The 21,716-nt window shown below is 62.5% G+C and carries 22 protein-coding genes; 8 read left to right on the top strand and 14 right to left on the bottom strand.

The genetic code is table 11. The features are described from left to right. Positions 1-223: 223 nt before the first annotated feature. From OOZ53_RS19870 to OOZ53_RS19855, 4 genes are read right to left on the bottom strand one after another with little or no spacing between them, the layout of a single operon-like run. Positions 224-967 (bottom strand): SDR family NAD(P)-dependent oxidoreductase, encoded by a 744-nt coding sequence (locus OOZ53_RS19870; RefSeq protein ID WP_271091470.1) that lies wholly within the window; start codon positions 965-967, stop codon positions 224-226. Then, the gene (locus tag OOZ53_RS19865; RefSeq protein WP_271091469.1) at positions 964-1,662 is read right to left on the bottom strand and encodes an SDR family NAD(P)-dependent oxidoreductase; all 699 of its coding nucleotides are present in this window, start codon (positions 1,660-1,662) and stop codon (positions 964-966) included. The genes OOZ53_RS19870 and OOZ53_RS19865 overlap by 4 nt, the downstream gene beginning before the upstream one ends. A 6-nt stretch (positions 1,663-1,668) precedes the next feature. Then, a complete protein-coding gene (locus OOZ53_RS19860; RefSeq protein WP_271091468.1) occupies positions 1,669-2,664 on the bottom strand; it encodes a bifunctional riboflavin kinase/FAD synthetase in 996 nt (331 codons plus the stop codon). A 4-nt stretch (positions 2,665-2,668) separates the two neighbouring features. Beyond that, positions 2,669-3,517 (bottom strand): TIGR01459 family HAD-type hydrolase, encoded by an 849-nt coding sequence (locus tag OOZ53_RS19855; protein WP_271091467.1) that lies wholly within the window; start codon positions 3,515-3,517, stop codon positions 2,669-2,671. A gap of 311 nt (positions 3,518-3,828) precedes the next feature. Between OOZ53_RS19855 and groES the strand changes: the two genes are divergently transcribed. Beyond that, positions 3,829-4,125: a co-chaperone GroES gene (gene groES, locus OOZ53_RS19850; protein ID WP_271091466.1), complete on the top strand. Its 297-nt coding sequence runs from the start codon at positions 3,829-3,831 to the stop codon at positions 4,123-4,125. A gap of 65 nt (positions 4,126-4,190) precedes the next feature. After that, complete coding sequence (groL, locus tag OOZ53_RS19845) at positions 4,191-5,834, top strand: chaperonin GroEL (RefSeq protein WP_271091465.1); 1,644 nt, start codon at positions 4,191-4,193, stop codon at positions 5,832-5,834. 71 nt (positions 5,835-5,905) lie between these two features. Here the strand turns inward: groL and OOZ53_RS19840 are convergent, their stop codons facing one another. After that, entirely contained in the window at positions 5,906-6,613 is a 708-nt protein-coding gene (locus tag OOZ53_RS19840; protein ID WP_271091464.1) for a glutathione S-transferase N-terminal domain-containing protein, read from the bottom strand. Positions 6,614-6,793: 180 nt separating this feature from the next. Between OOZ53_RS19840 and OOZ53_RS19835 the strand changes: the two genes are divergently transcribed. Continuing rightward, positions 6,794-7,180 (top strand): DoxX family protein, encoded by a 387-nt coding sequence (locus tag OOZ53_RS19835; RefSeq protein WP_271091463.1) that lies wholly within the window; start codon positions 6,794-6,796, stop codon positions 7,178-7,180. Positions 7,181-7,255: 75 nt separating this feature from the next. Here OOZ53_RS19835 and OOZ53_RS19830 read toward each other — a convergent pair whose 3' ends face one another. Further along, positions 7,256-7,948, bottom strand: coding sequence for a L,D-transpeptidase (locus OOZ53_RS19830; RefSeq protein WP_425499195.1), 693 nt, complete (start codon positions 7,946-7,948; stop codon positions 7,256-7,258). Between the two features lie 202 nt (positions 7,949-8,150). After that, positions 8,151-8,882 (bottom strand): L,D-transpeptidase, encoded by a 732-nt coding sequence (locus tag OOZ53_RS19825; RefSeq protein ID WP_271091462.1) that lies wholly within the window; start codon positions 8,880-8,882, stop codon positions 8,151-8,153. A gap of 251 nt (positions 8,883-9,133) precedes the next feature. On the opposite strand from OOZ53_RS19825, the gene OOZ53_RS19820 reads away from it, so the two are divergent. The 4 genes from OOZ53_RS19820 to hisG all read left to right on the top strand — a co-directional run bounded on the left by OOZ53_RS19820 (position 9,134) and on the right by hisG (position 13,243). Beyond that, positions 9,134-9,784 (top strand): DNA-3-methyladenine glycosylase I, encoded by a 651-nt coding sequence (locus tag OOZ53_RS19820; protein WP_271091461.1) that lies wholly within the window; start codon positions 9,134-9,136, stop codon positions 9,782-9,784. A gap of 101 nt (positions 9,785-9,885) precedes the next feature. Beyond that, positions 9,886-11,409 carry a histidine--tRNA ligase gene (gene hisS, locus OOZ53_RS19815; protein WP_271091460.1) on the top strand — a complete coding sequence of 508 codons (1,524 nt, stop codon included), beginning with the start codon at positions 9,886-9,888 and terminating at the stop codon, positions 11,407-11,409. Beyond that, entirely contained in the window at positions 11,406-12,539 is a 1,134-nt protein-coding gene (locus tag OOZ53_RS19810) for an ATP phosphoribosyltransferase regulatory subunit (RefSeq protein WP_271091459.1), read from the top strand. The genes hisS and OOZ53_RS19810 overlap by 4 nt, the downstream gene beginning before the upstream one ends. Further along, entirely contained in the window at positions 12,536-13,243 is a 708-nt protein-coding gene (gene hisG, locus OOZ53_RS19805) for an ATP phosphoribosyltransferase (RefSeq protein ID WP_271091458.1), read from the top strand. The genes OOZ53_RS19810 and hisG overlap by 4 nt, the downstream gene beginning before the upstream one ends. Here hisG and glcF read toward each other — a convergent pair. Genes glcF through OOZ53_RS19785 form a run of 4 tightly spaced genes read right to left on the bottom strand, consistent with a single transcriptional unit; the run spans position 13,232 to position 17,714 of the window. After that, positions 13,232-14,536: a glycolate oxidase subunit GlcF gene (glcF, locus tag OOZ53_RS19800; protein WP_271091457.1), complete on the bottom strand. Its 1,305-nt coding sequence runs from the start codon at positions 14,534-14,536 to the stop codon at positions 13,232-13,234. The two genes, hisG and glcF, sit on opposite strands and share 12 nt — an antisense overlap. Before the next feature lie 22 nt (positions 14,537-14,558). After that, positions 14,559-14,939, bottom strand: a complete 381-nt coding sequence (locus OOZ53_RS19795) for a DUF4870 family protein (protein WP_271091456.1) — start codon at positions 14,937-14,939, stop codon at positions 14,559-14,561. A 40-nt stretch (positions 14,940-14,979) separates the two neighbouring features. After that, entirely contained in the window at positions 14,980-16,206 is a 1,227-nt protein-coding gene (gene glcE, locus OOZ53_RS19790) for a glycolate oxidase subunit GlcE (protein ID WP_271091455.1), read from the bottom strand. An 11-nt stretch (positions 16,207-16,217) separates the two neighbouring features. Then, positions 16,218-17,714: an FAD-linked oxidase C-terminal domain-containing protein gene (locus tag OOZ53_RS19785; RefSeq protein ID WP_271091454.1), complete on the bottom strand. Its 1,497-nt coding sequence runs from the start codon at positions 17,712-17,714 to the stop codon at positions 16,218-16,220. A gap of 135 nt (positions 17,715-17,849) precedes the next feature. Between OOZ53_RS19785 and OOZ53_RS19780 the strand changes: the two genes are divergently transcribed. After that, positions 17,850-18,746 carry a LysR family transcriptional regulator gene (locus OOZ53_RS19780; protein ID WP_271091453.1) on the top strand — a complete coding sequence of 299 codons (897 nt, stop codon included), beginning with the start codon at positions 17,850-17,852 and terminating at the stop codon, positions 18,744-18,746. 12 nt (positions 18,747-18,758) lie between these two features. Here the strand turns inward: OOZ53_RS19780 and OOZ53_RS19775 are convergent, their stop codons facing one another. From OOZ53_RS19775 to OOZ53_RS19765, 3 genes are all read right to left on the bottom strand, one after another. Next, positions 18,759-19,481, bottom strand: coding sequence for a GNAT family N-acetyltransferase (locus OOZ53_RS19775; protein ID WP_271091452.1), 723 nt, complete (start codon positions 19,479-19,481; stop codon positions 18,759-18,761). Between the two features lie 158 nt (positions 19,482-19,639). Beyond that, entirely contained in the window at positions 19,640-20,278 is a 639-nt protein-coding gene (locus OOZ53_RS19770; RefSeq protein ID WP_271091451.1) for a VOC family protein, read from the bottom strand. 65 nt (positions 20,279-20,343) lie between these two features. Beyond that, entirely contained in the window at positions 20,344-21,621 is a 1,278-nt protein-coding gene (locus OOZ53_RS19765; RefSeq protein ID WP_271091450.1) for a DUF3422 family protein, read from the bottom strand. Positions 21,622-21,716: the final 95 nt, after the last annotated feature.

Here is a 21,716-nt window from a genome sequence, read left to right as displayed (position 1 = left end):
GCCCGCCCCTTTTTTGGAGCGATTTGGGCGTCTTTGCGTATCGTGATTTCCACAGGGAGTTCCGCGCACGCAGCGTGGCAGATCGTGTTCCCGGACTTCCCACGCGCCGGCGACGGCACCAGTCAGGAAGCCGGGCCAATAATTCGTATTGCAGTTCCGAAAGCGTTTGTGGCCAGCATAGCCGTGCTTCTATCAATGCCGGCGACCGGAATAAAGGGTTTTCTCAATAAACCGTACGATCGAGCTTTTCAAAGATGATGCGCCGCATCATCCGCGTCGTAAGGCGGGGCGCAAGAAGCCCGGCTATATGGCCGATGCGCGCCTGCGGGCCGGGATAAAGGACCTTTTTCCGGCGGCGCGCCGCGGCGATGATCCTGGCGGCAAGGTCTTTCGGTTCCATCCGCTGGTCGGCGCGGGCACCCGCCGGCGCGTGACGTTCCGCATGAGCCGTTCGCACCGGGCCGGGAAAGACGGTCGTCACATGCACGCCGCGCTTTTTCATCTGTGCACGCACGCTTTTCGCATAAACCGCCAGCGCATCCTTGGAGGCAGCATAGACCGCCGCGCCGGGATATCCGGTCGCATGGGACAGCGAGGATATGAAAACGACATGCGCGCCCTTCGACAGGGATCCGGACCGCAGCAGTTCGGCCGTCATGACCATCGGCGTTTCGGTATTGAGGGTCAGGAGCCTGCGATAGGCTTGCGGCGGAATCTGCTCGAACGGTCCGGTGGCGCTGACGCCGGCATTGTGCACGACGAAATCATAGGGCCCCGCCTCTACAATCCTTGGCAAAAGCGCATCGACACTGTCGCGATCGGAAAGGTCCGCGACAAGAGGAACGAGCCGGCCGCCGCCTTGTAATTCATCGCGGTCGATCGCGACGACCGCGCCGCCGGAGGACAGGAACTGCTGCACAAGCGCCGCTCCGAGGCCGGCCGCCGCTCCTGTGACAAGCGCCTTCATGACGGCTTTCCCGTGAGCAGGCGACGGATCCTGGCGCCGAAAATGACCGTTGCCCCCGGACGGCCGGTTTCCATCAGCCGGGCCACTTCGTCGGCCATGGCATCGGCGGAAAAGAACATCTTCTCCAGCCCGCCCGGATCGTAGCCGGCCTTTTCATGCATCGGCGTTCGCGTCGGGCCCGGATGGATGATCTGCACACCGATCCGGCCGTCCCATTCGGCCCGCAGCGAACGGGCAAGACCCGTCAATCCCGCTTTCGAAGCCGCATAGGACGGCATATTGGCCGATCCGCGATGGGCAACGGAGCCGATCAGCACCAGCCTGCCCCGGCCCTCCTCAAGAAGCGGCGCCAGACGGTGGGCCATGAGCACCGAGGCGACGAGATTTACATCCAGCGTGCGGCGGATTGTTGCCGCATCCTCGGCATCGGCTTGCGCATAGGTTCCGGTGCCGGCATTGAGGATCAGTTTTGACAGAGAGCTCACCCCTGCGCTCCTCAGCGCCGATGCGACGGTCTCCACCGCCTCTTCGGGCCGCGACAGATCCGCCTTGACGAAGAGGGCATCGACAGGCAATCCGGCGCCGTCGCCCCGGCCGGTCAGCACGAGGCAGTGACCGCCAGCCAGCCGCTGTGCCAGCGCCAGGCCTATGCCGGACGTTCCGCCGGTGATGAGTGCTGTCGGCATGCCGTTCATGATATTTCAGCCAAAGGCCACGGCCTGATCGAGACCTGAAAGGGGCCGTATGGCCTGCAGGGCGGCCCTGGCCTCCTCAGCATCGCGCTTCATCTGCGCGACCAGCGGCTCAAGGCCGTCGAATTTCACTTCGTCGCGCAGATGCGAGAAAAATGCGACCGAACAGGTCTCGTCATAAAGATCACCGCCGAAATCGAAGACATAGGTCTCGAGCAACGGCGCGCCGTCGCTGTCCACGGTCGGCCGGTAGCCGAAGCTGGCGACGCCATCGCGGAATGTTCCGTCCTCGCGGCCGAAGCGCACCGCGTATATGCCGGTGCGCAGCCCGGCTTCGCTTGGCAGCGCCATATTGGCCGTCGGAAAACCGAGCGTACGGCCCAGTTGCTTGCCCTTCAGAACCCTGGCTTCGACCGTATAGTGGTAGCCCAGAAGCCCCGCCGCCTCGGAAACATCGCCGTCTTTCAGGCAGTCCCGTATGCGACTGGACGAAATCAGTTCGGCGTTTTCGTCCTGATAGGGCTCGACGACGGTGACGCCGAAACCGCGCTTTTCCCCGGCGGCAACGAGAAATTCCGGACTGCCCTGCCGTTGCCGGCCGAAATGGAAATTGAAGCCGGTAACGACATGGCGAATGCCAAGCTCCTCGACCAGCACCTCATCGACGAAGGCTTCGGCGGTTCTCTGCGCAAATTCGCGTGTGAATGGAAGCTCGACGACGGCGGAAAAGCCCATGGCGGCGGCCAACCGGGCCTTCAGCGGGGCGGGCGTCAGCCGGAACACCGGCGCCTCCGGTTTGAAAACGGTGCGCGGATGCGGCTCGAAGGTCAGGAGAACCGCCGGCGCCGCATGCCTGTCGGCCTCGTCCAGCGCCTCTTGAAGAACCGCCTGATGGCCGCGATGCACGCCGTCGAAATTGCCGATCGCCACGACGCAGCCCCGCATCGTGGACGGAACACCGGCCAGCGTATCTATTCGCGGGATCGGACCAGTCGCCTCTGACATCCACCTACCTCAAGCGCTGCATCCAGCGGACCGGACGGGCGTCATGATCGACAAGGAACGCTTGAAGTCTGCGCTCGTCAACCACGGCGCCGTCGGTATATTCGCGCGCATGGATGCCGTCTGAAATATACAAAAGATCGAGGCCGAAATCCTGTGCGCCCTTCACATCGGTCGGCAAGCCATCGCCAATGGCCAGTATGCGCGCCTTCTCGACATCCGGCCGCAGGTCAAGCGCTGCGGTCAAGGCCGCCTCATAGATCGGCTTGTGCGGCTTGCCGGAAATCTTCGTGCGACCGCCCATATCGCGATAGAGCGCGGCAATCGATCCGGCACAGGGTATCAGCCGATGGCCCCGCTCGACCACAAGATCGGGATTGGCGCAGATGAAGGGCAGGTCGCGCTCCCTGAAGTCACGCAGGATCGAAACATATTCATCCGGCTTTTCATTTTCATCGTCATAAAGGCCGGTACAGACCACGGCACCCGCCTCCTCAAGGCCGGTGACATTGACATCAAGGCCGTCAAGCAGCGCATAATCGCGATCAGGGCCGATGAAGTAAACGTCTTTGGCGCCGTCCCTGATCAGGTCACGCGTCACGTCCCCGGACGTGATGATGCGGTCATAGGCTTCGGGATCGACGCCGATATGTCCGAGTTGATCCTTCACGCCTGCCCTGCGACGCGGAGAGTTTGTCAGGAGCACGACGACGCCGCCCTGACGCCGGAAGGCGCTCAACGCCTCGCCGGCAAAATGCCGCGCTTCGACGCCATTGTGCAGCACCCCCCACACGTCGCAGAAGATCACGTCATATTTGGCATTCAGGTCGGCAAGTCTGTTCAGTCTGTCGGGCATTTGTGTCCAGGACGGTTCCGGTGCGGTCAGGTGCGAGACATTGACCATTGGCGGCAAGAATACAAGCCCCATTGATTGCGATGAAGCATCTTGAATCGGCCGACGGCGCACATTATCTGCGGGCTGCAAGTCGGGTTTCGGCAATCCGTTTACGATGCTGAACCCATTGCCTTAAATTTCGGCAATAAATCTTGACTCCCGTATCGATCATCACTAAGTCGTGCCTCGATTAGCACTCTCCCTTTGTGAGTGCTAGCAGTCAATAGACCGGACGCCCGTCCGGTCCTGTCATTTGATCGAGGGTATAGACAATGGCAAAAGTGAATTTCCGTCCCCTGCATGACCGTGTTGTTGTGCGCCGCGTTGATTCGGAAGAAAAAACGGCCGGTGGCATCATCATTCCCGACACCGCAAAAGAAAAGCCGTCCGAAGGCGAAGTTGTCGCTGTCGGCACCGGCGCTCGCGACGACAGCGGCAACGTCGTCGCCATGGACGTCAAGGCCGGCGACCGCATCCTGTTCGGAAAGTGGTCCGGCACCGAAGTCAAGCTCAATGGCGAAGACCTTCTTATCATGAAGGAATCCGACATCATGGGCGTTATCGGCTAATCCGATCCCCAACAAATTCGATCCCCATTAAAGCGTACGGGCTTACCGCCCAGAAATGAGGAAACATGTCTGCTAAAGAAGTAAAATTCAGCCGCGACGCACGTGAGAAGATGCTCCGTGGCGTTGATGTTCTGGCTGACGCTGTAAAAGTGACCCTTGGCCCGAAAGGCCGCAACGTCGTTATCGACAAGTCGTTCGGCGCACCGCGCATCACCAAGGACGGCGTTACCGTCGCCAAGGAAATCGAACTGGAAGACAAGTTCGAGAACATGGGCGCCCAGATGGTGCGCGAAGTCGCTTCCAAGACCAATGACGAAGCCGGCGACGGCACCACCACCGCAACCGTTCTTGCCCAGTCGATCGTTCGCGAAGGCGCCAAGGCTGTTGCTGCCGGCATGAACCCGATGGACCTGAAGCGCGGCATCGACCTCGCGGTCGCAGACGTCGTCGCTGAACTGCTGAAGAAGGCGAAGCCGATCAAGACCTCCGAGGAAGTCGCACAGGTCGGCACGATTTCGGCAAACGGCGAAGCCGTCATCGGCGACGACATTGCCGAAGCCATGCAGAAGGTTGGCAATGAAGGCGTAATCACCGTCGAAGAAGCCAAGACCGCCGAAAGCGAACTGGAAGTCGTTGAAGGCATGCAGTTCGACCGTGGTTACCTGTCGCCCTACTTCGTGACCAATCCGGAAAAGATGGTTGCCGAACTGGAAGACTGCTACATCCTGCTGCACGAAAAGAAGCTCTCCAACCTGCAGGCCATGCTGCCGGTGCTTGAGTCGATCGTTCAGTCGTCCAAGCCGCTGCTTATCATCGCCGAAGACGTCGAAGGCGAAGCCCTTGCGACGCTCGTCGTCAACAAGTTGCGCGGTGGCCTGAAAATAGCAGCCGTCAAGGCTCCGGGCTTCGGCGATCGCCGCAAGGCCATGCTCGAGGATATCGCAATCCTCACCGGCGGCCAGGTCATCTCCGAAGACGTTGGCATCAAGCTCGAGAATGTTACCCTCGACATGCTCGGCACCGCCAAGCGTGTTTCCATCACCAAGGAAAACACCACCATCGTCGACGGTGCCGGCAAGAAGGCCGAAATCGAAGGCCGCGTTTCCCAGATCAAAATGCAGATCGAGGAAACCACGTCCGATTACGACCGTGAGAAGCTGCAGGAGCGCCTTGCCAAGCTTGCAGGCGGTGTAGCCGTGATCCGCGTCGGCGGTGCCACGGAAGTGGAAGTGAAGGAAAAGAAAGACCGCGTCGATGACGCCCTGAACGCGACCCGTGCCGCTGTTCAGGAAGGCATTGTCGCCGGTGGCGGCGTTGCTCTGCTGCGCGCATCCGGAAGCCTTTCCACCAAGGGTGCCAACGACGATCAGGAAGCCGGCATCAACATCGTTCGCCGCGCCCTGCAGGCTCCGGCCCGCCAGATCGTTGCCAATGCCGGTGACGAAGCATCGGTCGTTGCAGGCAAGATCCTTGAAGGCAAGAAGGACACCTTCGGCTACAACGCCCAGACCGGTGAATATGGCGACATGATCGCCATGGGTATCGTCGACCCGGTCAAGGTCGTTCGCACCGCCCTTCAGGACGCAGCCTCGGTTGCCGGCCTGCTGGTCACCACCGAAGCCATGGTTGCCGAAGTTCCGCAGAAAGAAGCTGCGGCACCGGCCATGCCCGGCGGCGGCATGGGCGGCATGGGCGGCATGGACTTCTAAGTCCCGTCCATACGAAATACGAAAAGGCGGCCAATGGCCGCCTTTTTTTGTTGCCCGGAAACGGTCCCGTTTTATTGCGGGATCTCGGGGATCTTCATGCCCTTCTGGGAGGCGGGGCGTTCAAGGCAGCGCTCAAGCCAGCCGGTCACGTTCGACAGATCGCCGAGCCCAACCGCCTCGCCGGCCTCGTAGAAGTCGCGCACCGTGCGCACCCAAGGGAAAATCGCGATATCGGCGATGGTGTATTCATCGCCCATGATCCACTGGCGGCCGGTCAGGCGCCCCTCCAGTACGCCGAGCAGGCGCTTCGTCTCGTTCATATAGCGTTCCGTCGGATAGGGATCGCTGATCTTGTCGGCCGCGAATTTGTAGAAGTGGCCGAGTTGCCCGAACATCGGACCGACGCTCGCCATCTGGAAGAACAGCCACTGGATGCATTCCAACCGGGCCGCCGGATCTGCCGGGATCAGTTTGCCCGTCTTGTCGGCGAGATAGAGCAGGATGGCGCCGGATTCGAAAATGCCGATCGGCTGTCCGCCGGGTCCGTCTGGATCGATGATGGCCGGTATCTTGCCGTTCGGGCTCAGCGACAGGAATTCGGGTGTTTTCTGGTCGTCCTTGCCGATATGGGCGAGGTGCGCCTCATAGGGCAGGCCCAGCTCTTCCAACGCAATCGAAACCTTGACGCCATTGGGCGTCGGAAAGGAATAGAGCTGGATCTTGCTGTCGTCGCTCGGCTTCCAGCGTCCGGCGATCGGGAAGGATTTCAGCGCGGTCATTTAAGGGTATCCCGTGTTTGTTGATGTCTCTGGATTCGAAAGATTCTCCGTATGCGGAGTTTAACGACAGGCGGCGCACCTCTGCATAGTCATCAATTAATGAACAATCTGTTGCAGATTGTTCAGCTATCCACGGCAATGCAGCGATCTATATTTCCGGCCACAGAAAGGGGGAGAATCATGTCAAATTCGACAATCATTCTCATCGGGCGGATTTTGCTGTCCATAATGTTCATCATGGCGGGGCTGACCAAGCTGGGCGACGCGGCGGGAACTGCTGCCTATTTTGGGGCCCTCGGATTGCCGATGGCCGGCCTGATGGCGTGGCTGGTCGGCATATTCGAACTGGTGGCTGGCATAGCAATCCTGGTCGGCTTCATGACTGCGCCGGCCGCCTATCTGCTGGCACTGTTTTGTCTTGCCTCCGGTGTGATGGCGCATTTCGATTTCGGCGATCAGATCGAGTCGATCATGTTCATGAAGAACCTGACGATCGCGGGCGGCTTCCTGATACTGGCGGCAACCGGCCCGGGCAGCATCTCGGTCGACGCGCGCCGCGCCGGCTGACCGAACGAACAAAGCGCAACGAAAAGGCCGCGGATGGCTCGACCATCCGCGGCCTTTTTTAATCTCGAAGCCTCGTCAGTTGCGGAATATGGTCGCCAGAATGTCGACCCCGCGTTCCGTGTAGTAGCGGGAAGCGCCGCGGCCGTTCGGGCCGATGACGATGACTTTCGCGCCGACGGGCGTGCGCCGATAAAGGTGCTTCACGTCGCTGTTCATCATGCGGATACAGCCGGACGACATGTTCTGCCCGATCGTCCAGGGCTGGTTGGTGCCATGGATGCGGTAGATGGTGTCGCGTCCACCCCGGTGGAGGTAAAGGGCACGCGCGCCTAGCGGGTTGTTGATGCCGCCCTTCATGTAGGTCGGAATGATGCGGCCCTTTTTACGCTCGCGGGCGATCATCTGGGCCGGCGGGCGCCAGTCCGGCCATTCGGCCTTGCGCCCGACCTTGACCGTTCCCGCCCAGCCGAAACCTTCGCGCCCGACGCCGACGCCGTAGCGCGTCGCACGGCCATTGCCCTCTACGAAGTAGAGAAACTTGCGGCTCGTATCGATGATGATCGTGCCCGGACGTTCTTTCGTATCAAGCCGGACTTTCTTGCGAAGAAACTGCTGCTTGGGCCGTTTGGTCGATACCTGGATGACATCGGTACCGGTGTCCTGGCGGGCCAGCGCTTCGTCGCGCATGAACGCGTTCGCAACGCCCGTCGCTGCGACCGATATGACGACCAGCGTGACAACGAGCAACGGAGATACGTATTTCCTCACTGTCATTCTCCCCCTTCTGTTTGTTGCCGCCAGCGTACCATTGATACGCCGGCTTTCAAGAATTGAGACTGAAAATAATGAGAAAGTGATCGCGATCGGGCGGCGGCTGTTGCGAAAATCTACCACTGAATATTTAAGGGGACCGGAATATTACTTCCGATCCCCCGCATTTGATGCATCCCTGGTTTGAGCCGGAGCAGCCCTAGATCACAATGACCTTGGTGCCGTTGCCAACCCGTTCATAAAGGTCGACGACATCCTCATTGCGCATACGGATGCAACCCGAGGATACTGCAGCGCCGATGGTCCAGGGCTGGTTGGTGCCGTGGATACGGTAAAGGGTCGAGCCTAGATAGAGCGCCCTCGCGCCCATGGGGTTGGCAGGGCCGCCCGGCATGAAGGTCGGCAGGATACGGCCCTTCTTCTTTTCGCGCTCGATCATCTGTGCAGGCGGGCGCCAGTCCGGCCATTCCGCCTTGCGGGTGACGCGGTGGGTGCCGGCCCATTCGAAGCCCGGCTTGCCGACGCCGACGCCATAGCGACGCGCCTTGCCGTTGCCGAGCACCAGGTAGAGGAAACGGTTGGGCGTGTCGATGACGATCGTGCCCGGCTTCTGGCTGGTCGCATAGTCGACCAGCTGCGGCAGATAGACGGGGTTCATCTGGGGCGTCTGCTTGGCGCGGGACGAACGAACCGAGGCGACGCGCGTATTGTGCCGCCGGTTCACCGTCTGCCGGCTGATCGCACGGCGCTTGCGCACCACGGTGCCGGCGCCATGGGCCGTGCCCTTCTGCCGCAACTGGGTAACCCATGGCGCGGTCAGATCGGGGCTGAGGACAACCGGCGGGCGCTGGCCGTAACGGTCCTGAGCGCTGGCGCCGAAGGTCAGGGCACCGATGCAAAGCGCCGAAACAATTAGAGTTTTGATGTTCATCGGACGGACTCTCTACCTTTCGTCAGACAAAGTTCCACCGCCCGCGTTCCCGGAAGAAAACGCGCCGGCAAATTCACTGTTGTGGCCACGACACTGGCGGCTTTTGGAGACTCAAACGTGAATCAAATCCGATAAAATGCGATTCGTGCGGGAAAGCTTTGGGCAAGGTTATCGGCGGGTTGATAAAGCCGGTTAACGGAGCCTTAAAGGAAATGGATGAAGCGTTAACGACCGAATTTTGAGGAAATGCCATGGCAAATTCCGGATTGATCGAAGGCGAGGACGGCAAGCTTCGCTGTTTCTGGTACGGCAACAAGGACGACTATCTGCACTATCACGACAATGAGTGGGGATGGCCCGTCGATGACGACAAGAGGCTGTTCGAGAAGATCTGCCTTGAAGGCTTCCAGTCGGGCCTTTCATGGCTGACGATCCTGCGCAAGCGCGAGAATTTCCGCGCCGCCTTCGCCGGTTTCGACTTCGAACAGGTGGCCCGTTTCAACGAGGCCGACATCGATCGGCTGGTCGGCGACGCCGGTATCATCCGCCACCGCGGCAAGATTGTCTCGACCATCAACAACGCCAAGCGGGCATTGGAGCTGCGCGATGAATTCGGATCGCTCGCCGCCTATTTCTGGTCCTATGAGCCGGGGCCGGAAGACCGCCCTGCCCGGCTCGACCACGCGACGCTGATGACACTGGGCAAGACGGCGACGTCCACCGCGCTCTCCAACGATCTGAAGAAGCGCGGCTGGAGCTTCGTCGGGCCGACGACGGTTTACGCCTTCATGCAGGCGATGGGCCTCGTCAATGACCACATCGAGGGCTGCCATGTGCGCGAGGAGGTCGAGGCGGCGCGGCGCGCCTTCAAACGCCCGCAACCGAAGGCTCAAGCCCAGTGACAATCAAACTTGCTGCGGTGCATGCAATCGGCTAGGAAAGCCGCGCTTGATGCAAACGCTTCACCGAGCAGAAAAAGCACATTACCGCCGGACCCTTCGACATGGGCGAAAAGAAGAAAAAACCGCAAAAGCTGAAAGCGCGCCTGCCGCGCGGCTTCATCGACCGTTCGGCTGCCGATATCCGCGCCACCGAGGCGATGATCGGCAGTATCCGAAAGGTCTTCGAGCTTTACGGCTTCGATCCGGTGGAAACGCCGCTATTCGAATATACCGACGCGCTGGGCAAGTTCCTGCCGGACAGCGACCGCCCCAATGAGGGCGTGTTCTCGCTGACCGATGATGACGATCAGTGGATGAGCCTGCGCTACGATCTTACCGCGCCGCTGGCGCGCCACATTGCCGAGAATTTCAACGATATCCAGCTGCCCTACCGCACCTACCGCGCCGGCTGGGTGTTCCGCAACGAGAAGCCGGGCCCGGGCCGGTTCCGCCAGTTCATGCAGTTCGATGCCGACACGGCCGGCGCGGCGGGCGTTCAGGCCGATGCCGAGATGTGCATGATGATGGCCGACACGATGGGGACGCTCGGCATCGACCGCGGCGACTACGTCATCCGGGTCAACAACCGCAAGGTCCTCGACGGCGTCATGGAGGCGATCGGCATCGGCGGCGACGACCACGCCGAAACGCGCCTGACGGTGCTGCGCGCCATCGACAAGCTGGACAAGTTCGGCCCGCAAGGCGTGCGGCTGCTGCTCGGCGAAGGCCGCAAGGATGAAAGCGGCGACTTTACGAAGGGCGCGGGTCTGGACGAACCGGCCATCGCGCGCGTGATCGCTTTCGTCGAGGCTGCCGGCGCCGATGGCGCGCAGACGATATCCAATCTGGAGCGCGTTGTCGGCGAAGACAGCGCACGCGGCGCCGAGGGTATTGCCGAACTCGGGCAGATCGCCAGCCTGGTCGCTGCCGCCGGCTACGATGATGGACGCGTGAAGATCGATCCTTCGGTCGTGCGGGGCCTCGAATATTACACCGGTCCCGTCTATGAGGCCGAGCTCCTGTTCGACGTCACCAATGAGAAGGGCCAGACCGTGCAGTTCGGTTCCGTGGCTGGCGGCGGTCGCTATGACGGGCTGGTCTCGCGCTTTATGGGGCAGCCCGTGCCGGCAACCGGTTTTTCGATCGGCGTGTCGCGCCTGATGACGGCGCTGAAGAATCTCGGCAAGCTCGGCGACGATCCGGCACAGCCCCCCGTGGTCGTGTGTGTCATGGACCGCGACATGGACAGCATGGGCCACTATCAGCGGTTTGTGGGCCAGCTCCGCGCCGCCGGTATTCGCACTGAGATGTTCCAGGGCAATCCGAAGAATTTCGGCAAGCAGCTGCAATATGCCGACCGGCGCGGCAGCCCGATTGCGATCATCCAGGGTTCGCAGGAGCGCGCGGACGGCACTGTCCAGATCAAGGATCTGATCGAGGGCAAGCGGCTCTCCGGCGAGATCGAGGACAATGCCGCCTGGCGCGCCGCGCGGCCGGCGCAGGTCTCCGTGCCGGAAGCCGACCTCGTCGCGGAGGTGGAGAAAATCCTCGCCGCACAAGCACAGGACCGCGAGCAGGGCCAATGACACTGAAGCTGCCCGTCTTTGCGGACGACATCCTGTCGCTGTTTGCCGGGCGCAGCACCCAGACGGTCGATATTCCGGTGATCCAGCCGGCCGATCCGTTTCTCGACATGGCGGGTGAGGATCTCAGGCGGCGTATTTTCCTGACCGAGAGCGAGACCGGGCAGAGCCTTTGCCTGCGGCCGGAATTCACCATTCCGGTATGCCTGCGCCATATCGAACTGGCATCGGGAACGCCGCAGCGCTACGCCTATCTGGGCCAGGTGTTTCGCCAGCGCCGCGACGGCGGAAACGAGTTTTTCCAGGCCGGGATCGAAGATCTCGGCAATGCCGATATCGCCGCCGCCGATGCCGCGGCCATCAGGGATGCGGGCGATACGCTGTCGATGCTTTTGCCGGATGCAGAGCTTCAAACGACGCTCGGCGATCAGGCGGTGTTCGAAGCCGTTGTCGCGGCGCTCGGTCTGCCGGATGGCTGGCAGACGCGGCTGATCCGCGCCTTCGGCGATCAGGATCAGCTCGATGCGCTGCTGGCCGGTCTGTCGCAACCGCCCGGCGACGTGCCGGGGCTGGACAACGAAGCCGCCGCCCTGTTGAACGCAGGTGACGAAACGGGCCTCGCGAGCCTGATCGACAGACGCATGGATGCGACGGGCTATCTCTCAAATGCCAGCCGGACACCGGCGGAGATCGCCGACCGGCTGATCCAGAAGGCGCGCTTTTCCAGCGCCCATCTCGACGCCAAGGCGCTGGACGTGCTGAAAACCTTCCTGGCGCTGAACGCGCCGCTCGCCGATGCGCCGGACGCGCTCGCCGCCTTTGCGCGCATAGCGGGCCTCGACATCGGCGCGGCGCTTGACGGATTTGGCGAACGCGTGGCCGCCCTCGACGGCACCGGCTTCGATACGGGCTCGGCGCGTTACCGGGCCGCCTTCGGCCGGCCGCTCGACTACTATACCGGCCTTGTTTTCGAGATATCGGCGCAAGGCGCGGTTCTTGCCGGCGGCGGTCGTTTCGACCGGCTGCTGACGCTGCTCGGCGCCAAGACCGCCATTCCCGCCGTCGGCTTTTCGCTGTGGCTCGACCGGATCGCGCTGGTGCGCGCCCGGTCAGAAGGAGATGCGGCACAATGAGCGTGACCATCGCCGTTCCCTCGAAGGGCCGCATGAAGGACGACGCCACCGACGTGTTCGCGCGCGCCGGGCTCACCATCGCGCCGGTCGGAAACGACCGCTCCTATCGGGGCATCATCGCCGACATGCCCGATGTGGAGGTGGCCTATCTTTCGGCATCGGAAATCGCCCGCGAACTCGGCAATGGCGGCGTCGACCTCGGCATAACCGGCGAGGACCTGGTGCGTGAGGACTTGAGCGCCGCAGACGAGAAGGTGGAGATCTGCGCGCGCCTCGGATTCGGCAATGCCGACGTCGTTGTCGCCGTTCCCGAAGTCTGGCTCGATGTCGACACCATGGCCGATCTCGGCGATGTCGCCTCGCATTTCCGGTCCCGTCACGGAAGGCGCCTGAGGATCGCCACCAAATACTGGCGCCTGACGCAGCAGTTCTTTTCGGCCCAGCACGGTATCCAGGTTTACCGGATCGTCGAAAGCCTCGGCGCGACCGAGGGCGCTCCGGCCTCCGGCCAGGCCGACATCATCGTCGACATCACCTCGACCGGTTCGACCCTGAAGGCCAATCATCTGAAAATCCTGTCGGACGGCGTGATCCTGAAATCGGAAGCCTGCCTGGTGCGGGCGAAGTCCGATCGCCGCAGCGCGGCGGATGAAGCGATAATGGCAAAAATCGCCGACCGGGTGCGCGGTTTGTCAGCCGCTTAGCTCTTCCGGCTTCGGGCCGCCATGGGCCCAGTCGAGCAACTTGACCGTGTGGACCACGGGCAGACGGCTGCCCTGGCTTATCTGGGTAATGCAACCGACATTGCCTGTCGCCACCAGCTCGGCGCCAGTCGCCTCGATATTGCGCACCTTGCGGTCGCGCAGCTGCGTTGCGATGTCGGACTGCATGATGTTGTAGGTGCCGGCCGAACCGCAGCACAGGTGTCCCTCGGCCGGCTCCAATACTTCGAACCCGGCCCCGCGCAACAGGTCCTTCGGCTGGCGCGTGATCTTCTGGCCGTGCTGCATGGAACAAGCCGAATGATAGGCGACCTTGAGGGCCGGCTTCCGCACCGGCTCGGGAAGCTCCAGCATCGCGAGATATTCGGTTATGTCCCTGGCGAGTTCCGACACCTTTGCCGCCTTTTGCGCGTAGGCTGGATCATCGCGCAGCATGTAGCCGTAATCCTTGATGGTCGTACCGCAGCCGGAAGCAGTGATGATGATGGCGTCGAGACCGCCATTGTCGATCTCCCGCGTCCATATATCGACATTGCGGCGTGCGGCGTCCAGCGCCTGCCCCTCGCGGCCCATATGGTGGACGAGCGAGCCGCAACAGCCCTCGCCCGCCGGTGCAACCACCTCGATGCCGAGCCGGTTGAGAAGCCTGGTCGCCGCCGCGTTGGTTTGCGGCTCCAGCACCGGCTGCGCGCAACCGCCGAGAATGGCCACGCGCCCTTTCCTCTCACCGTCCGGCGGATGGCTGCCAAAGGCGGTCCGAGCGGATGACGGCGCGAGCTTTTTCGGCGCGAGTTCGAGCATGGCGCCCATTGGCTTCAAACCGGGCAGCACCTTGAAGACCGGCGCCAGCGGGCGCACCAGACGCGCCAGAGTGACCGACGCCCGAAACCGCGCCGGATAGGGCAGAACCAGCGCCAGAAGCCAGCGGTTCAGCCGGTTGAAGAACGGCCGCTTGTAGGTCTTTTCGATATGGGCGCGGGCGTGATCGACAAGGTGCATGTAGTGCACGCCGGATGGACATGTCGTCATGCAGGCAAGGCATGACAGGCAACGGTCGATGTGCTTGACGGTCTCGGCATCCGCCGGGCGGTCGTTTTCCAGCATGTCCTTGATGAGGTAGATGCGGCCGCGCGGGCTGTCGAGCTCGTTGCCGAGCGTCACATAGGTCGGGCAGGTCGCGGTGCAGAAACCGCAATGGACGCATTTGCGCAAAATCTTTTCGGCTTCCGCAACGCCGCTGTCGGCAAGCTGTTCGGCCGAGAAATTCGTCTGCATGCAATGCGTCCCTTGTGTTTGATCAGATGAACCAGGATTCCACGTTCCGGACCGGTTCCTTGCGGCCGGCAGCCTGCAGGCCCTTGAGGCAGCGGATCACGAACCAGACGAGCACGGCGAGCGCCAGCAGGAAACCGATGAAGACAAAAGCGGTCACGAAACAGATGAACGAATAGAGCAGGCCCATCCAGAATGTGCGGATCGCATAGGTGTAGTGACTGTCGATCCAGTCTTCCGAATTGCCGCGATTCATATAGGCCATCACCATGCCGACGACGAGCGGCAGGAAGGCCGTGATCAGGCTGACAAGATAGAGGATATAGACAAGCTGCACGTTCTTCTGGCCCGGCTCGATCCAGCTCTGCGCCTCGGTTTGCAGATCGTTCGGCTGTTGGTCGCTCATGGATAAACCTCCTGCGGTTGTGCGTTGCGAAAGCACCCTATCACAGGTCCGCGGCGAGGCGACCGGGGTTGAAGATGAACTGTGGATCGAACTGCTCCTTGAGGCGGCGGCTCAGCGCCGCGAGCGCCGGGTCAGCCGGCTCGAAGACCGGAATTTCGCGGCGCATGGCGTCGCTGGCGCGCACCAGGGTGGCGTGACCGCCGCCAAGCGCCCTGATGCCCTTGCGGACAAGATCGACCTCCGGATCGGCTTCCATGCGCAGCCACAACAATCCGCCCTGCCAGTCGTAATAGGCATCGACACCGGCACGCAGGCGCAAGCCCGCGACAAGCTGGTGTCCGGCGCCGGGCGCAACGGAGACGCGCCAGACGGCGCGCTCGGTTCCGTCACAGAACGGTTTCACGTCGCGGATCTCGCGCCACAGCGCCCGCGACATATCCGCATCGAGCGTGCTCACCGGGCTGTGCGCCTCGAACATGCGCGTGAGATTGCCGGCGCGATAGTCGACCGACTGTGCAACACCCTCCAGCCGCAAAACGGTTGCCGGCCCTGCCGGCAGCGAACCATCGATGAACCGCCCGCGCACGCTTTCCGGCAAATGGGCCGCCGAAGCGACTTCCGCGCTCGAACCCATGGCCATGGCCATGACGTGAGCGGCATCGGCGTCGTTGAGCCCGCTGACGACGAGCGTCGTTTCGGTTTCGGCCCGCGGCAGAACCTTGAAGGTCACCTCGGAGAAGATTGCGAGCGTGCCCCACGACCCGGACAGGCCGCGCGACAGATCATAGCCGGTGACGTTCTTGACCACACGGCCGCCCGATTTGATGATCTCACCCCTTCCGGTGACAGCCCGGATGCCGAGCACATGATCGCGCGCCGCGCCCGCTTTCAGGCGGCGCGGTCCGGACAGATTGGTGGCAAGCACCGCCCCGATTGTGCCGCGTCCGCAATCCGTACCGGAAAGCAGCGGCCGGTAGTCCATGGGCTCGAACTGCAGTTCCTGACCGTTTTCGGCAAGCAGCGCCTCGATCTCGTCCAGCGCGGTGCCGGCCCGCGCGGTCAGCACCAGTTCTTCCGGCTCGTAGAGTGTCACACCCGCAAGACCGGACAGATCGATCCGGTTGGCCGCCTCGAACGGGTTGCCGATTGCGCGCTTGGATCCGTGGCCGAGGACTTCGACGGACGTCTCCTCCGAGACCGCCCAGGCAACGGCGTCGCGCAACTGATCCTCATTGTCGGGCCGGAATGTCTGGCTTGTCTTTGTCATCGCCACTGCCATCAGAAACGGGGAATGTCCGGGAACGGCATCTGCCCGCGCGAGATGTGCATGCGGCCCATCTCGGCGCAGCGGTGCAGCTCGGGGAACATCTTGCCGGGATTGAGCAGGTGCTGGCTGTCAAACGCGCACTTGACCCGGATCTGCTGGTCGAGATCCTGCTTGTTGAACATGGCCGGCATCAGGTCGCGCTTTTCGACGCCGACGCCGTGCTCGCCGGTCAACACGCCGCCGACCTCGACACACAGGCGCAAAATGTCGTTGCCGAATTCCTCGGCACGTTCCAGTTCGCCCGGCTTGTTGGCATCGTAGAGGATGAGCGGATGCAGGTTGCCGTCGCCGGCATGAAAGACATTTGCGACCGTAAGCCCGTGTTTTTCGGACAGTTCCCGCATGCCGGACAGCACTTGCGGCAATTTCCTGCGCGGGATCGTGCCGTCCATGCAGTAATAATCCGGCGAGATGCGCCCGACGGCCGGAAACGCCGCCTTGCGCCCGGCCCAGAAGGTCTGGCGCTCCTCTTCGCTTTGCGAAACGCGCGACATGGTCGCACCGTTGTTGCCTGCGATGCGCTCGACCTCGCCGATCAGGTGATCGACCTCGGCCTCCGGGCCGTCCAGCTCGACGATCAGCAGCGCCTCGACATCGAGCGGATAGCCGGCATGGACGAAATCTTCCGCCGCCCTGATGGCAAGCCGGTCCATCATCTCGATACCGCCGGGGATGATGCCGGCGCCGATGATGTCGGCGACGCACTGGCCCGCCGCCTCGCTGGAGGGAAAGCCGACCAGCATGGCGCGCGCGGTCTCCGGTTTTTGCAGAATGCGCACGGTCACTTCGGTGACGACGCCGAGCAGGCCTTCCGATCCGGTCATCAGGCCAAGGATATCGTAGCCGGGGCTGTCGAGATGGCGTCCGCCGAGGCGGATCACCTCGCCATCGATCAGCACCATCTCGATGCCGAGCACATTGTTGGTGGTCAGCCCGTATTTCAGGCAATGCACGCCGCCGGCGTTCTCCGCGACATTGCCGCCAATCGAACAGGCGATCTGCGAGGACGGGTCGGGCGCATAGTAAAAGCCGCGTTCGGCGACGGCATTGGTGATGCCGAGATTGGTGACGCCCGGCTGGACGACGGCGACGCGGTTCCCGTAGTCGATATCGAGCACCCGGTTGAAGCGCGACATGACGAGAAGCACGGCGTCCTCCAGCGGCAGCGCACCGCCGGAGAGCGACGTTCCCGAGCCGCGCGGCACCACGCGGATCCCGTTGCCGTGGCAGTATTTGAGCACTTTCGAGACTTCCCTGACCGTCTGCGGCAGGACCACCACCAGCGGAAGCTGGCGATAGGCCGTCAGGCCATCGGTCTCGAAGGCACGCATTTCGTTGGTCGTATCGACCACGCCTTCACCCGGAACGATATCGCGGAGATCGGCGACTATCTCGGCACGACGCTTCAGGACGTCGCCAACGGGTTCCGGCATTTTCGGGGTTGTCATGGCATCCTCCCGGTATCCGCATTAGTAATGGTCAATTTTTTTTACCAGTCAAGCGCAAGAGACATTTTCGATTGCGGCAAATCGCCCAGTGGGTCCATAAATCGGCGCCCGAACGTCCACGCGAAAACCGACATCATGAACAAATTCGACGATCTGGAGATCTTTGCGCAAGTCGTTTCCGCCGGCAGTCTTTCGGCAGCCGGCCGCGAACTCGGACTTTCACCGGCCGTGGTCTCGAAACGGCTGCGGCGGCTGGAGGACCGGATCGGCACGAGGCTGATCCAGCGCACGACGCGGCAGATCTCGCTGACCGAAGCCGGGCAAGGCTACTACGAGCGCATCGTCGCGGTGCTTGCAGGCATTGAGGAAGCGGAAGCCTTCGTGTCCCGGCGATCGCAGCAGGCGCGCGGCGTGCTCAAGGTTTCGGCGCCGACCTCATTCGGCCGCATGCATATCGCGCCGCATCTGAAGGCCTTCATGCGCGCCAATCCGGACCTTTCGGTCAATCTGGCTCTGACGGACCGCTTCGTCGATATCGTCGCCGACGGGTTCGACGTGGCGATCCGCATCGCCGAGCTTTCGGATTCCAGCCTGGTGGCGCGGCGGCTCGCGCCGGTGCGGCGCATCCTGTGCGCGACACCGGGCTACATTGCCGCGCACGGCATGCCGGAAAGCATCGAGGATCTCGACCGGCACACATGCCTGGCGCCGCACAACAACGAACCGTGGAAGCTGGAGGGACCGGACGGCGCGCTGGTCTACAGGCCGACGGGGCCGCTGATGACAAATTCCAGCGAGGTGATCCGCGAATGCGTCATTGCCGGTCTCGGCATTGCCCTGCGTTCGACCTGGGACATCTCGCGGGAGCTGAAGGAGGGCCGCCTCGTGCGCGTGCTGCCCGCCTATGGCGGCTCACGCAATGTGGCGGTCTACGCCGTCTATGCCAGCCGGCGCTTTCTGCCCACCAAGGTGCGCGTCTTCGTCGACTACATGTCCGAGCTGTTCGGCCCCCGCCCCTATTGGGAGAAGTAGCGGACCGCGCCCCTACCGCTCGCGGAATTCGGCGATCAACGAACCCAACTCGCGGCGCTGTTTCCCCGTCTCGTCAAAATTGGCTGGATCAAGCCAGGCCGTGTAGGCGCGCTCCAATGCCGGCCAGTCCTTGTCGATGATCGAGAACCAGGCCGTGTCGCGATTGCGGCCCTTGTAGACGATTGCCTGTTCGAAGAGACCGTCATAGGTGAAACCAAGCCGCTCGGCCGCGCGTCTCGACGGTGCGTTGAGCGCATCGCATTTCCATTCGTAACGGCGATAGCCGAGCTCTCCCATGACGTGGCGCATCATCAGGAACATCGCCTCGGTCGCCGCCGGCTTTCGCTGCAGGAGTGGCGAGAAAACGATGCCTCCCACCTCGATGACACCATGTTCGGGCTGAAGCCGAAGATAACAGGCGATTCCCCTCGCCTCGCCGGTCGCCTGATCGACGATGGCGAAATAGGGCTGGCTTTCGTCACGGCTGGCGGCATCGATCCAGTTCCGAAAATCGCCGAGCGCGTCGAAGGGGCCCATGGGCACATAGGTCCAAAGCACGCCGTCGGGATCAAGTTGATACGCCCTGAACAGCGATTCGGCATGGGTCTCGGCGCTCAAAGCCTCCACGCGGCAGAAACGGCCCTGCATCGTCTCGCGGCCGGGGCGCGCCCGCGGCGTCCAGCCCGGTACGCTGCCGCCGATCGGTTGTCCGTGTTCGTTTGATCGCTGGTTCAAATCATGCCCCTTTGCACAAAACGCTCAAGGCATGTCCTTGCGACAAGTCGCGATGTTGTTGAACTGCCAAAAGCGGGAAATACGGGCAGGCCAATTTGGAAGGCGCGAGGCCGTAATTGCAGAAACGCCGCAATAAAGCTCACCTTCGATCCGATCGGTTAGGTGAGTTCCTTCAAACCGGCAGGCGTCTCGATCTTCGCCCGGTAGCGTATCTTTTCGCCGGACACGATCATGGGCGGGCGATCGACGGCCAGTTCCCGATACGCCGCCTGCAAAGCGGCAGGGTCGGGGTGTTCGAGCGTTATCGACAGGAGCCGTGCGCCCAGATCGGGTATTTCGGCCATCAAGGTCGGGTTGCCGCGGTGATCAATCAGCGATGGATAGGCGCCATCCATGGGCAGCGATCCGTACGGCGGGATGGAGAACCCGAATTCCGGATCGGAGAACGGCAGCGATACCTTGTCCCCGAAGGCGCCCCGGTGGTTGGCATTTGCTCCGTTGATGTCGACGGTGCTGGCGACCCAGCCCCGAAAGCGACGCCCTTCATCCCAGTCAGCCCTGACGGCTTCCTGATTGTCCAGCCCAAACCAGCGCGGCCGCGGGGGCGCAACACCGCCCGGATCAAGGGCTACGATCTCCAGATAGACGGAACTGCCCAGTTGAAGCCGGTGATTGTGGGTTCCCATGTAGTCGTGACGGGTTCCAAACGGCACATCAAGGCCGAGGCAATCGCGAATATGCGATACCCCTTCGGCAAGCGATGGCGCGATGACCGTGAGATGGTCGAGTTTGATCATTCAGCCCTCACCTCGGATTTGACCGATTTTCCGTTCCTAACGGGTCAATTTGCACGGCACCGGCCTTACCGCGCGTCCGCGTCCTTGTGGCGTTTGCGGATGCGGCGCACGAGCAGCCAGATGACGAGGACGACGATGGGCACGGAGACGCCGGTAGCAAGGCTCGGATTGACCGGCAGGCCGGAATCCCGCGCTGCCTTGGCGACATAGCCGACAAGCCCGACCACGTAATAGGAGACGGCCGCGACGGAAAGGCCCTCCACGGTCTGCTGCAACCGCAGCTGCAGCTTGGCGCGGCGGTTCATCGACTGGAGCAATTCGCTGTTCTGCTGTTCCAGTTGCAGGTCGACCCAGCTTCTGAGCAGCGCCGTGGCGCGGGCGAGCTTGCGCGACAGGTTCGCCTGGCGCTCCTCGATGGACCGGCAGGTGCGCATGGCCGGCGCCAGGCGGCGCTGCAGGAAGCCGCCCCAGGTGCCGTAACCGGCGACGGCCTTTTCGTTCAGCGAGGCAATGCGTTCCTGCACGATGCTGTCATAGGCGCGGCTGGCGCCGAAGCGATAGAGGCTCGCGGCAGCGCCGGCCTCGAGTTCGGCAGCAAGCGCCGTGATGTCGCCCAGCATCGTATCGCTCTCGGACTTGGCATCCTGGCGCATGCGCTGGGTCACCACGGTCAGCCCGTCCTCGATGCGCCGCATCTGCGGCGACAGGGAATTGGCCAGCGGCAAGCCGAGCATGGCGAGCGTCCGGTAGGTCTCGATCTCGATCAGGCGCTGGGCAATCATGCCGGTGCGGGCCGCAGACAGCCCCTTGTCCAAAAGAAGGATCCGGGTCAGGCCGTCCTTGTCCTGGCGAAAGTCGGTGACGGCGGCGGCCGCGCCATCCTCCAGCTCCGAGAAGCACAGGCTGGCCGGGTCAAAGGTAGCGACCATGTCTTCCGCATCATCCGCCCATTTTCGCACTTCGAGACGCACACCGGAGATGAGGCTGCCGGGCGGGCTGAAACCGTCGCCAAAGGGATGGTCGACGATCTCGCCGCCGAACCGTGCGGGAACCGGCCCCTCGTAGAGATAGGTGGAGAACTCGGTATGGCGCTCCCAGCGCAAAGAACCGGTACCCCAGTTCATCACATAGTGGCGTGCGTCGGCCTGCGGGGCGGCGACGCCACGCGCGCGGGCAAGCTCGGCGAGGACGGCATTATCGACCGAGGCGCCGCCATCGGTCATGAAGGCAAGCTGCAGAACCACGCGCGGCGAATCGATCAGCGGATAGGGCCGGGCATGCACCTCGCCCAGCGCCAGGGTCCGGTCCTTGGCGACCGGAAATCCAAAACTGCCGTTGACCATGTCTTTCCCCCGACAAATCCCGGCTATTTACGCCGCATCACCCCGAACAGCAACAGGTAGCGGCGCGACGAATCGACATTGCTCCCGGGACGAAC

This window comes from Allohoeflea poritis (assembly GCF_027889715.1).
Lineage (GTDB): Bacteria > Pseudomonadota > Alphaproteobacteria > Rhizobiales > Rhizobiaceae > Hoeflea_A > Hoeflea_A poritis.
Note: the sequence above shows the minus strand (reverse complement) of the source record. Positions and strands in the feature narration are given on the sequence as shown.

Bases quoted from the DNA above. Each gene is read 5' to 3' on its own strand.
- OOZ53_RS19870 (WP_271091470.1), bottom strand. From the start codon at position 967: ATGAAGGCGCTTGTCACAGGAGCGGCGGCCGGCCTCGGAGCGGCGCTT.
- OOZ53_RS19865 (WP_271091469.1), bottom strand. From the start codon at position 1,662: ATGAACGGCATGCCGACAGCACTCATCACCGGCGGAACGTCCGGCATA.
- OOZ53_RS19860 (WP_271091468.1), bottom strand. From the start codon at position 2,664: ATGTCAGAGGCGACTGGTCCGATCCCGCGAATAGATACGCTGGCCGGT.
- OOZ53_RS19855 (WP_271091467.1), bottom strand. From the start codon at position 3,517: ATGCCCGACAGACTGAACAGACTTGCCGACCTGAATGCCAAATATGAC.
- groES (WP_271091466.1), top strand. From the start codon at position 3,829: ATGGCAAAAGTGAATTTCCGTCCCCTGCATGACCGTGTTGTTGTGCGC.
- groL (WP_271091465.1), top strand. From the start codon at position 4,191: ATGTCTGCTAAAGAAGTAAAATTCAGCCGCGACGCACGTGAGAAGATG.
- OOZ53_RS19840 (WP_271091464.1), bottom strand. From the start codon at position 6,613: ATGACCGCGCTGAAATCCTTCCCGATCGCCGGACGCTGGAAGCCGAGC.
- OOZ53_RS19835 (WP_271091463.1), top strand. From the start codon at position 6,794: ATGTCAAATTCGACAATCATTCTCATCGGGCGGATTTTGCTGTCCATA.
- OOZ53_RS19825 (WP_271091462.1), bottom strand. From the start codon at position 8,882: ATGAACATCAAAACTCTAATTGTTTCGGCGCTTTGCATCGGTGCCCTG.
- OOZ53_RS19820 (WP_271091461.1), top strand. From the start codon at position 9,134: ATGGCAAATTCCGGATTGATCGAAGGCGAGGACGGCAAGCTTCGCTGT.
- hisS (WP_271091460.1), top strand. From the start codon at position 9,886: ATGGGCGAAAAGAAGAAAAAACCGCAAAAGCTGAAAGCGCGCCTGCCG.
- OOZ53_RS19810 (WP_271091459.1), top strand. From the start codon at position 11,406: ATGACACTGAAGCTGCCCGTCTTTGCGGACGACATCCTGTCGCTGTTT.
- hisG (WP_271091458.1), top strand. From the start codon at position 12,536: ATGAGCGTGACCATCGCCGTTCCCTCGAAGGGCCGCATGAAGGACGAC.
- glcF (WP_271091457.1), bottom strand. From the start codon at position 14,536: ATGCAGACGAATTTCTCGGCCGAACAGCTTGCCGACAGCGGCGTTGCG.
- OOZ53_RS19795 (WP_271091456.1), bottom strand. From the start codon at position 14,939: ATGAGCGACCAACAGCCGAACGATCTGCAAACCGAGGCGCAGAGCTGG.
- glcE (WP_271091455.1), bottom strand. From the start codon at position 16,206: ATGACAAAGACAAGCCAGACATTCCGGCCCGACAATGAGGATCAGTTG.
- OOZ53_RS19785 (WP_271091454.1), bottom strand. From the start codon at position 17,714: ATGACAACCCCGAAAATGCCGGAACCCGTTGGCGACGTCCTGAAGCGT.
- OOZ53_RS19780 (WP_271091453.1), top strand. From the start codon at position 17,850: ATGAACAAATTCGACGATCTGGAGATCTTTGCGCAAGTCGTTTCCGCC.
- OOZ53_RS19770 (WP_271091451.1), bottom strand. From the start codon at position 20,278: ATGATCAAACTCGACCATCTCACGGTCATCGCGCCATCGCTTGCCGAA.
- OOZ53_RS19765 (WP_271091450.1), bottom strand. From the start codon at position 21,621: ATGGTCAACGGCAGTTTTGGATTTCCGGTCGCCAAGGACCGGACCCTG.